This is a genomic window from Nitrosovibrio tenuis (assembly GCF_900109785.1).
Classification (GTDB): Bacteria; Pseudomonadota; Gammaproteobacteria; order Burkholderiales; family Nitrosomonadaceae; genus Nitrosospira; species Nitrosospira tenuis_A.
Window position 1 is genome coordinate 60,935 of record NZ_FOBH01000005.1, and the last position, 16,003, is coordinate 76,937.

The following is a 16,003-nucleotide window of genomic DNA, read 5'->3' on the forward strand; positions in this document are numbered from 1 at the left end:
TTCCGATCTCTTAAAATACACCTCACCAGCGAGGTCCTCATGATTGACGATTTTCTTTCCGCCGAGGAGATAGTTATGCAGACGATAAAACCTGAAAAACCATGCAAAAAGCTGCAACGCATTCAGCGCAGTACAGAACGTCACTGGGTCGGCGACGGCTTTCCTGTACGCACGCTCCTTGGCTATTCAACCCTGGGTGCAACGATCAGTCCGTTCCTGTTGCTCGATTATGCCGGTCCCATGGAATTCCCACCGACCGAAAAACGCCTCGGTGTGGGCGGCCATCCGCATCGCGGATTCGAGACAGTGACCATCGTCTATAGCGGCGAGGTCGAGCATCGGGACAGTTCCGGTGGTGGAGGCAGAATTGGCCCCGGCGATGTGCAATGGATGACTGCGGCATCCGGCCTGGTTCACGAAGAATTTCATGGCCGCGATTTTGCGCGACGCGGCGGCATGTTTGAGATGGTTCAGTTATGGGTCAATCTGCCTGCCAAGGATAAAATGTCACCGCCGCATTATCAGGCGATCGTGAATAGCCAGATTCCCGCTTTGAATCTACCTGACAACCAGGGAAGCGTGCGCGTCATTGCCGGCCAATTCAATGGAGTGACCGGCCCGGCTCACACCTTCACCCCGATCAATATGTGTGATTTACGCCTGGATAGCGAGCAACGGATCGACCTTCCGGTGCCGGAAGACTACACCACCATACTGGTTGTGCTCCAAGGTTCAGTACACATAGAGGGCGACGAAACCATCGGCCCGGCGGAAGTTGGTCTGTTTGACCGAGCGGGCGAACGTATCTGTATAAATAGCGCGCAGAATGCAACAGCGCTGCTGCTCTGCGGCGAACCGATAGACGAACCGATTATGGGCAGCGGCCCATTTGTTATGAACAGCTCCGAGGAGATTCGCCAGGCGATGACGGATTATCAAAGCGGCCGAATGGGGCATATGTCATGAACAAGTTTGTTTTTTCCCCGAACTAAACCGGGGTGATATGAAACAAATAGGCAAAATGCGAGGATCAACCTCGACGATATCTCCTTGCTGCTGATCGGGTATCAAGGGGCTTCCTGCCAAATATCACTGGTTCGCAACCGGCCGCAACGATCAAGCCCGTCCCTGCGGATACTCCCCTTCCAGGCTGGAAATTCCATGAAGACATCACAAGAAGATGCGGTTTACACCCGCCCGCGCCTGGGTATGAACAACCAGGCAAGGCCGTGACACGCGCGAGTGGCAGAAGTGTATAGACTTCCTCATGTCAAGCTTTTTATTGATGAGCAGTGGTGAGTAAGCCTATCGACAATGGTATATCGAAGAGCCCGAACCCTGGAGCCTGGATGCCTCTTAAGGTATCCGCGTTCCGGACTTTCTGGCTGGCTTCACTTGGCTCCAACATCGGCACATGGATCAACGGCACAGCCTCCGGCTGGGTAATGACCGAACTGTCCCCCTCGCCCATCATGGTCTCCCTCGTGCAATCGGCCGCTTCGTTGCCCATGGTATTGTTCACGCTGATCGCCGGTGCGCTGACCGATATTGTAGATCGCCGCCGTTATCTGCTCGCTACACAAATATGGCTGGTTCTTATGTCGGCCGCGCTGGCGGTTCTTGCCGCAACCGACCGGCTGGATGCCTGGAACCTGTTGATCCTGACCTTTGCCTTGGGCCTCGGCGGGGCGATGGCCACACCGGCGCTGAACGTCACCGCACCTGAACTCGTGCCCAAAAATCTATTGCCGCAAGCCGTTGCATTGGGTTCGCTGTCGATGAATGTCTCGCGCTCGATCGGTCCCGCATTGGCCGGGCTGCTTCTGGCACAGTTCGGGGCATGGGCTGCGTATACCCTTAACGCGGTTTCCTTCGTTGGCATGATGCTGATGCTGTGGTATTGGAAGCGCGAGCCGCAGGAGCGATCTCTTCCTCCCGAACGTTTCCTTCAAGCGCTGTGGGCCGGGTTGCGCTATGCGCGCATGGCATCACCGTTCCACGCAGTCCTTATTCGTACAACCGCCTTTATTGTCTTCGCAACGTCCGCATGGGCACTCCTCCCGCTGATCGCTCGAAACGAGCTTGGAGGCGGCCCGAACACTTACGGACTTCTTCTGACTTTCGTCGGCGTGGGGGCTGTTGCGGCCATTGTTATTCTGCCGCGGCTGCACCGGCACGTCTCACGTGACCGTCTGGTATTTATCGCAAGCGTGGTATACGCCCTGGCCACCGTAGCCCTCGCCACGATCCGCAGCGAAGCGGCCCTGTATGGCGTTATGGTAATGTACGGCGCGGCGTGGGTCAGTGTGTTCTCGTCCCTCCAGGTCGCTGCGCAGACGTCGGTTCCAGCCTGGGTTCGGGGCCGCGCATTATCGCTTTACATCATGGTTTTCTCTACTGGTATGACGCTTGGCAGCCTGCTGTGGGGTTGGATTGCCGCACAGGCCGGCATCCCCGCCGCGCTGCTGATTTCGGCCGCTGGCGCGATATTGGCCACGCTGGCTGTGCGCAAATTCAATCTTGGCTTCGGCGAGATGCTCGACCTGGCCCCATCCTACCATTGGCCCCATCCGCCAGCCGTAGGAGAACCGGATACGAATCGCGGCCCCGTGCTGATTACTGTCGAATACGAGATTGCGCTGGACCGGCGCGAAGCCTTCCTGGACGCAATGCAGCAACTCGGCGCAATCCGGCGGCGGGATGGAGCGTTCGGCTGGGGAATTTTCGAGAACGTTGCCGCGCCCGGATGCTATATCGAGGTTTTTCAGGATGCTTCATGGCTCGATCATTTGCGTCAACACGAACGCGTGACCCGAGAAGACCAGCGAGTTCAGGAAATTATTCATCAATTCCATATCGGCAGTGCGCCACCCAGAGTCTCGCATTTTATTGGTGGCACCCCGTCGGCGCCCACGGACAGCCCTATGGCAACCAGTGCATAAAAGAGGTATTGTCCATACTACCTACTTCGAAAGGAGAGCATTATGATGGAATTACGTCGCGCCCGGGAAAGGGGCCATGCTGATCACGGGTAGCTGAATTCCTGGCACAGCTTTTCCTTTGCGGATTACCACGATCCCAAACACATCCAGTTTCGTGCGCTGCGCGTCATCAACGACGACACCGTCGAGTCTGGCCGTGGTTTTGGCACACATGGCCACCGCGACATGGAAATTGTCAGTTACGTGCTGGAAGGGGCGCTCGCGCACAAGGACAGTATGGGTACCGGTTCCATCATTCGTCCGGGCAGCGTGCAGCGCATGAGCGCCGGCACAGGCGTGCAACATAGCGAATTCAATCCTTCCAAGGATGAGAAGGTTCATTTTCTGCAAATCTGGTTCCTTCCCAACGTAACAGGAATCCAACCGAGCTATGAAGAAAAATATTTTGGCGATGCCGAAAAGCGTGGACGGCTGCGCCTGATTGCCTCACCCGATGGCTCAGATGGGTCGGTAACCATTCACGCGGATGCGAAAATGTACGGCGCTCTCCTGGATGGAAGCGAGCGGGTTGAGCGGGCTCTCGCACAGGACAGCGATGCGTACGTTCACGTCGCGCGCGGGAACGTGTCCGTGAATGGTACGCCTCTAAATCCGGGCGATGGTGCCATGCTTACCGGCGAAGAGCGCTTGGTTCTGGATCAGGGGCAGAATGCAGAGGTGCTTGTTTTCGAGTTGGCTTAAGCTGGCATGACCTGGCGTAATGCGACGACTTGGGGCTCGAACTCGGGCCTCGGTCTGGTTGCTTATCGGTACTCTGCTGGCTGGCGACTTATTCAGCCATTTCTTTCCCAACTCACCACTAATCCTTCCTCGCCCGACGCCGCCTGGAAATCGCAATCCACACCGATACCGGGTACGCATGCGAGACGTTCGCCGCTGAATATTAATGGCAATGCCTCCCGCTCCCAGGGGGGAAAGGATGCTTCCCGCAGGAGATTTTTTAGGCTGCGGCGCGGCCGATTGCAATCGGGGCGCAGGCGCTCTCCCCCTTGCCGAAAACGGACTGTGACCGGGAGCTCTGTAAGTTTTTTCAGATTGATCCCAGCGCTTTTGCGACGCACAAAGCGGATGACTCCGCCAGGCTCGCCGATGGCAAGCTGCCCTTCTCCGCACCATTGAGGCCACCCTTTCATGGCCACCGCCGGGCCCGTTTTCCCTGTACCCGCTCTCCGTATGCTCGCTTTACCCACGTAAACCTCTCCGCGGAAGCAGCGGATCTCGGTATTTCCGAAAACCACATGCATTCTTGCATCCGAACGCAACGATAAAAGTTGCCTCAGCATTTCATCCATTTTTGCCGTACTGGGCAATATGGCGCCCCGCTGCGCCAGCGTGTAGCGCAAAAGATTCCTTGCCCGGGGCAAATCCAGCTTCCGCAATTCATCAATGTGAAGCCTTCCGGATGTAGCACATCCTGCGCTATCGGCCTCGGCCAATTCATCCAGCAGGATCGATGCCTCCGCCATATGGCGGCTCGCCCGCGATAGCGTGCTTCGATATGACGGAAAACGAGTTTCCAGCAAGGGTAAAACTTGATGACGCAGAAAATTCCGATCAAAAGAAACGTCAACATTACTTTCGTCGGTGATCCACTGCAAGCCATGTTCCTGGGCGTAATCTTCAATCTCGCGCCGCGATAGGTGGAGCATGGGTCGCAATAATTTTGGTTCCTCACCTGTGGCCGGTTTATCGGTTGCCGCGGCGGTGGACTCGCTTATTTCCAATGTGTGATTCCTGACGACAGGCATTGCCCCCAGCCCCTTCACCCCGGCGCCACGCAACAATTGCAGAAGCAGGGTTTCAGCCTGATCATCCAGATGCTGAGCCAGCACCACATAATCCGCTTTAAGTTTCTTAAATTCGCGATAACGTCCCTCGCGCGCAGCGGCTTCAAGGCTGACGCCCCGTTTTCTGCGGATTTTGAGGTGGGCGATTTTGAGGGGAATTCCTGCAGATCGGCACAGATCACAGCAAAATGCCGCCCATTTGGCCGCATGGGCGCTAATGCCGTGATTGATGTGAATAGCGGAGAGCATGAGCGGAATCTGAGCCGAAAGGGGGATCAACACATTCAGCAGTACAACCGAGTCAACTCCACCACTCAGCGCCACCACCAGATGATTGCCGGGCCGAACCTGTTCACGCAATACATTTTCGATCGTGCCGCGCAGGCTACTTGACTTTGACTTCCTTGTACTTGCCATATCCCATCAATCGCTCGAAGCGCTTCTCCAGCAACGCTTCGGTTGAATGCTCCTGGAGGTGCCTGAGCGATTCCTGCAATACTTTTTTTACGGATTGCATGATAGTCAGGTAATCACGATGAGCACCGCCGGGCGGTTCGTTGATAATCCGGTCAATCAGCCCCATCGTTTTGAGGCGATGGGCGGTGATGCCCATGATTTCGGCGGCTTCAGGCGCCTTGTCAGCACTTTTCCACAAGATCGAGGCGCAACCTTCGGGGGAAATAACCGAGTAGGTTGCATATTGCAGCATCTGCACGATATCGCCCACTGCCAGCGCCAGCGCCCCGCCGGAACCGCCTTCACCGATGATGGTGCAAATCACCGGCACCTTCAACTCCGCCAGAACATAGAGGTTTTTCCCGATGGCTTCTGATTGCCCGCGCTCCTCTGCACCGATGCCGGGATAAGCGCCCGGGGTATCGATAAAGGTAAACAGGGGCACGGAAAATTTTTCAGCCAGGCGCATCAAACGCAGCGCCTTGCGGTACCCTTCGGGCTTGGGCATGCCGAAGTTGCGATGGATTTTTTCCTTGGTGTCGCGCCCTTTCTGGTGACCGATAACCATTACCGTTTGCCCATTGAATCGAGCCAACCCGCCAATTATCGCGTAATCATCGGCAAAGTTCCGATCGCCGTGAAGTTCCTCGAAATCGGTAAACAGATGCTGAATATAATCCAGCGTGTAAGGTCGTTGCGGATGGCGCGCCACCTGCGATATCTGCCACGGAGTCAGCTTTGCGTAAATCCCGTGGGTGAGGGAATGGCTTTTCTTCTGAAGACGCACAATTTCGGCGGAAATGTCCACCGCTGAGTCGTCCTGAGCAAAACGCAACTCGTCGATTTTTGCCTCAAGCTCGGCGATGGGCTGCTCGAAATCAAGGAAAGTGATTTTCATGAAGCAGGGCTGTAATTTGGAAACCGCAATGATACAGGATGATGTGAAACCCTAGGAAATCTCTGGAAGATGGCTTTAAACGTGTTCGCAATTTCTTGAAAAATTATATAAAATAGAGAGTTTTACGCTCGCATTTTTCAGGACGCACGCTTTGATCACCACTGCCAACATTACCATGCAGTTCGGGGCCAAGCCCCTGTTCGAAAACGTTTCAGTCAAATTCAGCGATGGCAATCGCTATGGCCTGATCGGCGCCAACGGCTCGGGCAAGTCCACCTTCATGAAAATACTCGGCGGCGACCTGGAGCCGACCTCCGGCAATATCAGTGTCGACGCCGGCGAGCGAGTAGGCAAATTGCGTCAGGATCAGTTCGCCTTCGAGGACTGTCTCGTGATCGATTGCGTAATGATGGGTCATGACGAGCTATGGCGGGTGAAAGAAGAACGCGACGCAATCTACGCCAACCCTGACGCTACCGAGGCCGATTATATGCATGCCGCGGAACTCGAGGCGCGCTTCGCCGAATTGGATGGCTATTCCGCGGAAGCCCGTGCGGGAGAGTTGCTGCTGGGCGTGGGTATTCCACTGCCGCAGCATCAGGCGCCGATGAGCGCTATAGCGCCGGGGTTCAAGCTGAGAGTGCTGCTGGCACAGGCGTTATTTGCCGATCCCGACATTCTGCTGCTGGACGAACCCACCAACAATCTGGACATCAACACTATCCGCTGGCTGGAAGACGTCATTAACCAAAGCAGGAGCACGATCATCATCATTTCCCATGACCGTCATTTTTTAAACAGTGTCTGCACTCACATGGCGGATCTGGACTATGGCGAAATCCGTATCTACCCGGGAAATTATGATGACTATATGACGGCTTCCACCCAGGTGCGAGAACGCATGCTGGCGGACAACGCCAAGAAGAAAACCCAGATTGCCGAATTACAAGCGTTTGTAAGCCGTTTTTCCGCGAATGCCTCCAAGGCGCGGCAGGCCACCAGCCGCGCACGCCAGATCGAGAAAATAAAGCTGGAGGATGTGAAACCCTCCAGCCGGCAGTACCCTTACATCCGACTCGATGTGGATGAGCGGGAGAAATTGCATCGTCTGGCAGTATCGGTGCAAAGTATCACCAAACATTTTCCCGGCATGGAAAAGCCGTTATTTCACAAATTCAGCCTCAACGTGGAAGCGGGCGAGAAAGTGGCCATCATCGGGCCAAACGGCATCGGCAAGACCACGCTACTGCGCTGCATTGCCGGCGATCTGGCTCCCGATGCAGGGGAGGTGAAGTGGGCGGAGAAGGCCCGTCCAGGCTATTTCGCGCAGGATCATTCCGCCGATTTTGCAATCGATCTGTCGCTTACCGACTGGATGACGCAGTGGTGTGGAGAAAACGATGACGATCAGGCCGTACGCAGCGTTCTCGGCAGATTACTGTTTTCCGGCGATGAAGTGAAAAAATCGGTCCAGGTCATCTCCGGCGGTGAGGAAGGCCGCATGCTGTTCGGTAAACTCATGCTGCAACGAAATAATGTATTGCTCATGGATGAGCCCACCAATCACCTCGACATGGAATCCATTGAATCCCTGAATAGCGCACTGGAGAAATATAACGGTACACTTATTTTCGTTTCGCATGACCGGGAATTTGTTTCCTCGCTGGCTACTCGCATCATCGAAATGAAGTCCGACGGAACAACCGATTTCAAAGGCAGCTACGAAGACTACCTGCAGGGCCAAGATTTCATACCGAACAGTTCCACGCCCCGCGGCAACACCTCAGGTGCCAAGGAAAAAATCCGTATATCCTCCCGATAGTCTCTTCCTCATTATTTCGGGTGAACAGGAATCAGTCAACCAGCCCCATCCAATGTGGCCCGTAATGCAGCCCGATAGCGGGCCCAGTCAAAGCAGGGGCCGGGATCGGTCTTGCGGCCCGGTGCAATATCGGAATGACCGGTAATATCGGTGATGGGATAAGTTTGTTGTAGCGTGCGCGTCAGCGCCACCAGTGCAACATATTGCTCGTCCGTAAACGGCACGGTATCAGTGCCCTCAAGTTCTATACCAACAGAATAATCGTTGCAACGGCTCCTACCCTGCCAGCAGGATTCTCCCGCATGCCAGGCTCTATTCCCGCAGGGAACAAACTGAATGATTTCGCCGCTCCGGCGAATGAAGAAATGAGCCGAAACCTTGAGGCCGCGAAGTTGCTGGTAATACGGATGAGCTTCGGGATCGAGTGAGTTCGTGAAGAGCTCGATCACTCCATCGCCGCTGAACTCATCCGGCGGCAGGCTGATGTTATGAATTACCAGCAGGCTGATAGCATATCCAGCCGGGCGTTCGTCAAAATTGGGCGAAGGGATAAAACGTATGCTGCCCAGGCCGTCCGCCGCCTGGCTCTCTATTTTCTGACTCGCGTTTTCTGCATTTCCAGTTAGAGCTGTGGTCACTCGCGCAGGATTCATAAATATCCGGTTTAGCCCTGCGAATGCAACCGCCGATGCTCATCGCTACAGAAATACTTGCCTTCTGACGTGATGCTCTCGCTCCTGGGCAAATGCACCCCGCAGTGAACGCAGCGCACCATGTCCTCGCCTTCGAGCGTTGCCGGGCCTTTTCTTTCCTCCTGCCGCTTTTTAAGCGCCCGCCGGTAGCTGCTTATCAGCCATAAAAAGAGCGCCGCAATAAGGATGAAGAATAGAATTCTACCCAATGCGTGACCTCCATTGGCGCATTACATCGAGACTGATGTTTCGTTTAACCATGAAACGCATTCTACCGGTTGCATAGCGCGGTGCAAGTCTGGGGCAGCACCCTTCTCATCCCTTACCCTCTCCCTGCGCAGCAGGGGGGCGTTAGATGGTTATTATCGCCACGTTCGTTCTCTCATCCATCCGATGGTTCGTCCGGCGGAATGGAATGCGAGAATTTAAGCAGAAGAGTGGGCCGATAAGAAGCGAAAACCAGGCAATCGGCAAAAATTAGCCGAACCCGACTGAATTTCGGAAAGCTGCATTACAGGAAATAGTAGTCCTCAATGCGAGGCTATTTGGGAAGGCCGATGTGAAAAAAAAGATGGTCGGGGTGAGAGGATTCGAACCTCCGACTCCTGCGTCCCGAACGCAGTACTCTACCAGGCTGAGCTACACCCCGAGCTGATTCCAGCTTTCTACTTTCTGATCGTTTGCCACACCTATGACGCAATTAATGCTGAGTTTCCAAGCACGTGGGCGCCAATTGTACGCAGGAAGAGGTAACCGAGCAAATTGAAAATGCTGAAACGAGCTCAGTAGTTTCGCGCCACCGCGAAAGTGCTCAATTGCAGCAGGCATTCCTTATAATCGGAGTCAGGCAGCAGGGAAATCATTCTGGATGCGATATCGGATTCGGTTTGCGCGCGCTGCCGGGCATAATCGAGCGCGCCGGTTTGCTGGATAACATCCAGGACCGGCTGAAAGCCGCCCTCGCCGCCCTGTTCGATGGCATTGCGTATGATCGCCGCCTGGGCACTCGATCCCGTTCTCATCGCATAAATAAGCGGCAGTGTCGGTTTGCCTTCAGCCAGATCATCCCCAAGGTTTTTACCGGTTTCCTGATAGTCACCGGAATAATCCAGCATATCGTCCGTCAATTGAAACGCTGTGCCGAGATGCATGCCATACACCGCCATTGCTTCCTCCTCAGCCGATGGGGCATTGCCGAGGATTGCACCAAGCCGGGTTGCCGCCTCAAACAGCTTCGCAGTTTTGTAACGAATCACCCGTAGATAGTTTTCCTCATCGACATCAGGATCGTGCACATTGAGCAATTGCAATACTTCGCCTTCCGCAATGGTATTGGTGGCATCAGCCAATACCCGCATGACGCGCATATTGTCCACTTCCACCATCATCTGGAACGCCCGGGAGTAAAGGAAATCGCCAACCAATACGCTCGCGGCATTGCCAAACAGGGCATTTGCGGTTGCCTTGCTACGCCGTAACTCGGACGCATCCACGACGTCATCGTGCAGCAAGGTCGCGGTATGAATGAATTCAACGATCGCCGCGAGATTGTACTGATATTTTCCGGAATAACCAAAGGCGCCAGCAGAAAGAATGACAAGCGCGGGGCGCAGGCGCTTCCCGCCGCTATTGATGATATATTCGCTTACTTGCCGGATGAGCTCTACATCCGAATAAAGTTTTTCGCGGATGACCGCGTCGACCGCGACCATGTCTTGCGCGATCAGACTCTTGATACGTTCAATTGACACAAAGGTTCCTGAAAAAAGCTGCCATGGTAGAAACCTAGCCGCCAACGTGTCAAGTTCGGCATTATAGTGCCCACACAGTTTCCATATAAAACTCATCCGCAACAGGCCTTTGACCTTAGCAGGGCGGCTATGTATAATCCGCGTTTGCCCTTTTCAACGCGCGATTTTTGACGGCGTTTGGCAACAATCAGTCAGCAATAAGGGAGTCCAGTATGTATGCAATCATAAAAACCGGTGGGAAGCAGTACCGGGTTGAGAACGGGCTGAAGCTTAAAATTGAGCAGGTACCGGCGGAGATCGGTAGCGAACTCGTGATCGATCAGGTGTTGATGGTTGCCGATGGCGATAACATATCAATGGGTAAACCTCTCTTGAACGGTGCCTCAGTCAAAGCCACAGTGCTGGAACAGGGCAGGCACGACAAAGTGCGCATTTTTAAAATGCGCCGGCGCAAACACTATCAGAAACACCAGGGGCACCGGCAGAATTACACCGAAATTCAGATCACGGGCATTTCCGCCTAGGAGAACTTGTCATGGCACATAAAAAAGCGGGCGGAAGTTCCCGAAACGGTCGCGATTCGAATTCCAAGCGTTTGGGCGTGAAGAGCTTTGGCGGCGAGTTGATCCCGGCTGGCAGTATCATTATCCGCCAGCGCGGCACGAAGGTCCATCCCGGCGATAATGTAGGCATGGGCAAGGATCACACGCTTTTTGCCAAGACCACCGGCACAGTCAGCTTCGGTTTGAAGGGTTCGGAACAGCGGAAAACAGTCAGTATTATCCCGGCCTAGATTCTCAGAATCGTTGCCCCAAAAGCCCTGTCAAATACGATAGGGCTTTTTTGTTTATAGCCATATACTCAAAGCATTTGATGAAATATATAGATGAAGCAAAAATACATGTGAGTGCCGGAGACGGGGGCGACGGTGCGGCAAGCTTCCGCCGCGAAAAGTACATTCCAAAAGGCGGCCCCTCAGGCGGCGACGGCGGACGGGGCGGCAGTATTTTTGCCCTGGCCGACCGCAACATCAATACATTGGTCGACTATCGCTTTGCCCGCATCCATCGCGCGAAAAATGGAGAAAACGGACGTGGCGCCGATTGCTACGGAAAGGGGGCTGACGACATCACTTTGCGCATGCCGGTTGGAACCGTCATAGCAAATGCGGCCACCGGAGAAATCATTGCCGATCTGCAGCGCCATGAGCAAAAAGTGTTGTTAGCCAAGGGCGGTACGGGCGGGCTCGGCAATCTTCATTTTAAATCCAGCACCAACCGTGCTCCCCGTCAATTTACTCCGGGTGAACCAGGAGAAGAATTCGACCTTAAACTGGAGCTCAAGGTTTTGGCCGACGTGGGGCTCCTTGGCATGCCCAACGCGGGGAAATCTACCCTGATTCGCGCGGTTTCCGCCGCCCGCCCGAAGGTGGCGGATTATCCTTTCACCACCGTGCACCCCAACCTGGGCATGGTGCGCGTCGATCAGAACCGCAGCTTCGTCATGGCGGATATCCCCGGCCTGATAGAAGGTGCAGCGGAAGGCGCGGGTTTGGGCCACCGCTTTTTGAAACACCTTGCACGCACGCGGTTGCTCCTGCATGTGGTGGATATCGCCCCGCTGGATCAAACCATCAATCCTGTGCGCGAAGCCAAAGCCATCGTCGATGAGCTCAGGAAATATGATGAGTCCCTTTATCAAAAGCCACGCTGGCTGGTGCTCAACAAAGCCGATCTCCTGCCGGAAATTGAGCGGGAAAAAATTTGCAAGAAATTCATCCGGAGCCTCGGATGGAAGGAGAAAACCTTTATCATTTCAGCGATCAGCGGGGAAGGCTGCAATGAGCTGACTTATGCCATTATGGACTACCTGGAACACGAATCGGCAAAACAGGAGGAATAATTGATCTGGTGGGTACGGCTGAATTATGTCTGAATTCATCCCGCGGGTCATACAGGTGTATAAAAGCGTGATGAAATGCATGCCACGTTTTGCTATAACTGAAGTTGCAGAGCATCATTGCAATGCCCCGCAATCGAGGCGTGCGAGTGCCGCCTGGCTGTTCTTATGGCCGCAGGTTGATCGTAGTATTTTAGGCCGTTTTCACAGCCCGGCATTTATATGAATTTCACGAACGTATTTTCTTGCCACTCATTTTAGGAGGAATTATGACCAGACTTACCGAATTGGAACTTGATGGACTGGACCCTGTCATCGATGCACGAAAAATGACCTCCGATGTTTCCGATAAATACGAGCAGATAGTCATACCCATCGGTAACGCCGGCGAGGCTCAAGCCGGCGACAACGTAGGTCTGGTGGGTGGCGAGGGACTGTCGCTGGATACGCTCATGAGACGTCGTCAGAACGCGCTCAGCCACCGATAGAACCGAATATGTCGCTGGCCGCTGTCCTGCTGTATTCGATAGTAACGCTGTGGCTGGTCATCACGTTATTGGCGCAACATTCGCGTTTTCAGCCTCTTATTAACACATTCAATGCACTGCATGTTATTCCACGCTGGACTTTCTTCGCACCGAATCCCGGCGTCAGGGATTACCATTTGGTAATAAGGGAGCGTTGCGGCGACGGACGCTTGACATGCTGGAGAAGCGTTCCCGTCTATTCCTCCCGGCCGAGATTCGGGTATGTCTGGAACCCTCAAAAGCGCTCATCCAAGATCATGAATGACGCTGTCCAGGCAATAAAATTGCTATTGAAGCGCGAGAATATTGGTACCGCCGGGATTCCTTTTACTGTACCTTACCTGCTTCTCTTGTATTACGCGGCGCATGCCGTGCCGCCTGAGCCGGACGCCGTAGAATTTCAAATCGCCATTATCGAATCAACGGGGCATGATGAGCGAAAACTGGAGTGCTCCTTCCTCTCCAGTTTCCATGGCAGGTGAAGCAGGGGTCCTGGTGGAGATCGCTTTATGTCTCGTCATAACCAAATTTTTATTGGCCGCCTGGTCGCTGCTCTCCGCGGCGGAATGGTTCTTTAATCTTCATCTCTTCCGCACAAACGGTCTGTTATCGTGGGCTGTTCTGCGCTTGCGGCCAAACCTGATCTGTACCCCTGCCATTCGCCCGTATGTGCATTCCGAACGCGTTGTGATAGCGGTCTTGTTGTGCCGTATTGCTGCCGCGCTTGCGTTGCTCACGCCCTACCCGGGCCCGGCAGATTTACCGTGCAGCAGCATCATTTTGCTCTCATGTTTTTATATATCCCGCCGCACGTGGTTTGGGGGCGACGGATCGGATCAGATGGGAATGGTCATCGCCGCGGGAGTGGCTATCATGTCAGCCGGAATAGCTTTCAATGATAACCACCTGGTTTTATCCGGGGTTCTGGCAATCGGTGGGCAAGCGACATTAGCCTACTTCGTAGCGGGCGCGGCAAAGCTCGCTTCACCCGTTTGGCGTGACGGAAGCGCATTGATGGGAGTAATGAAAACTCAATCGTACGGGCATCCATCGGCGGTTTATTTTGGTGAACATCGCCCCCGTTTTTGCTCATTCGTCTGCTGGACCACCATCGTAACGGAAATGCTGTTTCCACTCATCTTGTTTGCCCCCCCGGCTCTGGCGATTGCAGGCCTCTTGTGCTTCGCCGCATTTCATTTTTCCAATGCTTATTTTATGGGACTGAATGCGTTTGTCTGGCCCTTTCTCGCGACCTATCCATCGCTAATGGTAGCAAACTCATTGATTCGCGACTGGCTGGGATGGGCATGATGTCGACGGATGAGAATGATTCCGACCGGTTGCTTGTCGTGTACGACGGCGATTGCCCGCTCTGCGCAAACTTCGTCAGGTTCTATTCCGTGCGTAAAAATGCGGGCGACGTGGAACTGATCAATGCCAGGGAAAGACCCGGCCTCGTTCGGGAATTGCGCTCCAAAGGAATGGAGATCAATGACGGCATGATTGTCATGTGGCACGGGCATCACTACTATGGCGCAGAAGGCATGCACCTTTTGTCTATACTCGGTAATGACTCCGGCGCGGTCGGCATGCTGAACCGGTTATTGTTCCACAATAAAAAAATTGCCGCGGCAGTTTATCCAGCCCTCGCAGCCGGGCGCAGATTGACCTTGTCGTTACTTCGACGCAAACTCATTCCGCGCTAGAGATACCGCTTACCTCCCCCCTGGAGCGACCGCGCAGGATGGAGCAGTGCCTTTCGCAGGAAGTGTTCGACCTGAGAGTGAGTGTACCGACATCATAATGCCCTCAACACGGTCGTGGCATCCCCTTCGCTGCCCGATCGCTTCGCGGGTCCTGGCGCCGTTCTTTATTAAGCGCGCAGCAAAGTTTATACTATTCGCCCTGCCGTCCTAATGCCTCAGTTTGAGCAACTTCATTTTTTTCCCGTGCTTTTGCCAAAGCCGCTAATAGCCCCTACCCCAAATTTAAATGAAAGCTTTACGTTACGACCACAATTAAGCCATGCAATCCATCGTAAAAGGTTCCCGGCGCATCGTCGTCAAGGTCGGCAGCAGCTTGGTCACGAACCAGGGACAAGGGCTGGATCATGCCGCGCTTGCGTGCTGGGCAGAGCAAATTGCCAAGCTCAATGAAATGGATAAAGAAGTCGTGCTGGTATCTTCCGGAGCAATAGCGGAAGGTATGCAGCGCCTCAAATGGAAAAAGCGTCCTCATGCATTGTATGAATTGCAGGCCGCTGCGGCAGTTGGGCAAATGGGGCTTGTGCAGGCTTACGAATCCTGTTTTCGTGCTCATGGCCTGCATGCCGCGCAAATACTGCTCACTCATGAGGATCTGTCGGACCGGAAACGTTACCTCAATGCCCGCTCGACGTTACTTGCCCTGCTTGGCATGAACGTGATTCCCGTCATCAACGAGAACGACACCGTTGCAACCGACGAAATTCGCTTTGGGGACAACGACACCCTTGCTGCGCTGGTCACCAATTTGATCGAGGCCGATGTGCTGATAATCCTCACCGACCAGGGTGGACTATTTACCGCCGACCCGCGCAAGAACACCCAGGCCCGGCTGGTTGAGGAAGCCAGAGCCGGAGACCCTGCCATTGAAGCGATGGCGGGCGGCGCGGGCAGCGACATCGGGCGCGGCGGCATGCTGACCAAAGTGCTGGCCGCAAAGCGTGCCGCACGCAGTGGGGCACATACCGTAATCGCATCCGGACACGAGCCCGGCGTCCTGATTCAACTCGCTGAAGGAAATGCGGTTGGCACGCAACTATTGGCTGAAACCATGATGCTGGCAGCGCGTAAACAATGGCTCGCCGACCATCTGCAGATGCGCGGAAACATTACCCTGGACGAAGGTGCCGTGAAAGCGCTCGCGGTCGGCGGCAAGAGTCTGCTGTCGATAGGCGTCACGAATGTCAGCGGCAACTTCGAACGCGGCGAAGTGGTGGGTTGCCTGGACGCACGAGGAAAAGAAATCGCTCGGGGATTAGTCAATTACAGCGCCGCGGAAACACGCAGAATACTGCGGCGGACAAGCAACGAAATCGAGGCCATTTTGGGTTATGTGGGCGAACCCGAACTCATCCATAGGGATAATCTGGTTTTGCTTTAGCCCCAGCCCTTTAGCCCAAATCCTG

The 16,003-nt window shown here is 54.5% G+C and carries 17 protein-coding genes and 1 tRNA gene; 12 read left to right on the forward strand and 6 right to left on the reverse strand.

Annotated elements, in window-relative coordinates:
- Positions 1-75 precede the first annotated feature (75 nt).
- The 3 genes from BMX00_RS08090 to BMX00_RS08100 all read left to right on the forward strand — a co-directional run bounded on the left by BMX00_RS08090 (position 76) and on the right by BMX00_RS08100 (position 3,683).
- A complete protein-coding gene (locus BMX00_RS08090; RefSeq protein ID WP_090828654.1) occupies positions 76-966 on the forward strand; it encodes a pirin family protein in 891 nt (296 codons plus the stop codon).
- A gap of 383 nt (positions 967-1,349) precedes the next feature.
- Positions 1,350-2,942, forward strand: a complete 1,593-nt coding sequence (locus tag BMX00_RS08095) for an MFS transporter (protein ID WP_090828523.1) — start codon at positions 1,350-1,352, stop codon at positions 2,940-2,942.
- Positions 2,943-3,035: 93 nt separating this feature from the next.
- Positions 3,036-3,683 carry a pirin family protein gene (locus BMX00_RS08100; RefSeq protein ID WP_245727959.1) on the forward strand — a complete coding sequence of 216 codons (648 nt, stop codon included), beginning with the start codon at positions 3,036-3,038 and terminating at the stop codon, positions 3,681-3,683.
- A gap of 92 nt (positions 3,684-3,775) precedes the next feature.
- Here BMX00_RS08100 and tilS read toward each other — a convergent pair whose 3' ends face one another.
- Complete coding sequence (gene tilS, locus BMX00_RS08105; protein WP_090828524.1) at positions 3,776-5,206, reverse strand: tRNA lysidine(34) synthetase TilS; 1,431 nt, start codon at positions 5,204-5,206, stop codon at positions 3,776-3,778.
- The gene (locus BMX00_RS08110; RefSeq protein ID WP_090828525.1) at positions 5,175-6,143 is read right to left on the reverse strand and encodes an acetyl-CoA carboxylase carboxyltransferase subunit alpha; all 969 of its coding nucleotides are present in this window, start codon (positions 6,141-6,143) and stop codon (positions 5,175-5,177) included. Before BMX00_RS08110 ends, tilS begins: the two co-directional genes overlap by 32 nt.
- A gap of 151 nt (positions 6,144-6,294) precedes the next feature.
- On the opposite strand from BMX00_RS08110, the gene BMX00_RS08115 reads away from it, so the two are divergent.
- Positions 6,295-7,965: an ABC-F family ATPase gene (locus BMX00_RS08115; protein ID WP_090828526.1), complete on the forward strand. Its 1,671-nt coding sequence runs from the start codon at positions 6,295-6,297 to the stop codon at positions 7,963-7,965.
- Positions 7,966-8,000: 35 nt separating this feature from the next.
- Here BMX00_RS08115 and ampD read toward each other — a convergent pair whose 3' ends face one another.
- From ampD to ispB, 4 genes are all read right to left on the reverse strand, one after another.
- Positions 8,001-8,558, reverse strand: a complete 558-nt coding sequence (gene ampD / locus BMX00_RS08120) for a 1,6-anhydro-N-acetylmuramyl-L-alanine amidase AmpD (protein WP_245727968.1) — start codon at positions 8,556-8,558, stop codon at positions 8,001-8,003.
- A 71-nt stretch (positions 8,559-8,629) separates the two neighbouring features.
- The gene (locus BMX00_RS08125) at positions 8,630-8,866 is read right to left on the reverse strand and encodes a PP0621 family protein (RefSeq protein WP_090828528.1); all 237 of its coding nucleotides are present in this window, start codon (positions 8,864-8,866) and stop codon (positions 8,630-8,632) included.
- 363 nt (positions 8,867-9,229) lie between these two features.
- Positions 9,230-9,306, reverse strand: a tRNA-Pro gene (locus BMX00_RS08130).
- 133 nt (positions 9,307-9,439) lie between these two features.
- Positions 9,440-10,408, reverse strand: a complete 969-nt coding sequence (ispB, locus tag BMX00_RS08135) for an octaprenyl diphosphate synthase (protein WP_090828529.1) — start codon at positions 10,406-10,408, stop codon at positions 9,440-9,442.
- A gap of 212 nt (positions 10,409-10,620) precedes the next feature.
- On the opposite strand from ispB, the gene rplU reads away from it, so the two are divergent.
- From rplU to proB, 8 genes are all read left to right on the forward strand, one after another.
- Positions 10,621-10,932, forward strand: coding sequence for a 50S ribosomal protein L21 (gene rplU, locus BMX00_RS08140; protein WP_090828530.1), 312 nt, complete (start codon positions 10,621-10,623; stop codon positions 10,930-10,932).
- A gap of 11 nt (positions 10,933-10,943) precedes the next feature.
- Complete coding sequence (gene rpmA / locus BMX00_RS08145; protein WP_090828531.1) at positions 10,944-11,201, forward strand: 50S ribosomal protein L27; 258 nt, start codon at positions 10,944-10,946, stop codon at positions 11,199-11,201.
- Between the two features lie 80 nt (positions 11,202-11,281).
- Positions 11,282-12,310 carry an Obg family GTPase CgtA gene (gene cgtA / locus BMX00_RS08150; RefSeq protein ID WP_090828532.1) on the forward strand — a complete coding sequence of 343 codons (1,029 nt, stop codon included), beginning with the start codon at positions 11,282-11,284 and terminating at the stop codon, positions 12,308-12,310.
- Positions 12,311-12,576: 266 nt separating this feature from the next.
- A complete protein-coding gene (locus BMX00_RS08155) occupies positions 12,577-12,795 on the forward strand; it encodes a hypothetical protein (protein ID WP_090828533.1) in 219 nt (72 codons plus the stop codon).
- An 8-nt stretch (positions 12,796-12,803) separates the two neighbouring features.
- Positions 12,804-13,316 (forward strand): hypothetical protein, encoded by a 513-nt coding sequence (locus BMX00_RS08160; RefSeq protein WP_090828534.1) that lies wholly within the window; start codon positions 12,804-12,806, stop codon positions 13,314-13,316.
- Positions 13,306-14,145, forward strand: a complete 840-nt coding sequence (locus tag BMX00_RS08165; protein WP_090828535.1) for a hypothetical protein — start codon at positions 13,306-13,308, stop codon at positions 14,143-14,145. The genes BMX00_RS08160 and BMX00_RS08165 overlap by 11 nt, the downstream gene beginning before the upstream one ends.
- Positions 14,142-14,540, forward strand: a complete 399-nt coding sequence (locus BMX00_RS08170; RefSeq protein ID WP_177171804.1) for a DCC1-like thiol-disulfide oxidoreductase family protein — start codon at positions 14,142-14,144, stop codon at positions 14,538-14,540. Before BMX00_RS08165 ends, BMX00_RS08170 begins: the two co-directional genes overlap by 4 nt.
- Positions 14,541-14,859: 319 nt before the next feature.
- The gene (gene proB / locus BMX00_RS08175; RefSeq protein WP_090828537.1) at positions 14,860-15,978 is read left to right on the forward strand and encodes a glutamate 5-kinase; all 1,119 of its coding nucleotides are present in this window, start codon (positions 14,860-14,862) and stop codon (positions 15,976-15,978) included.
- Positions 15,979-16,003 lie beyond the last annotated feature (25 nt).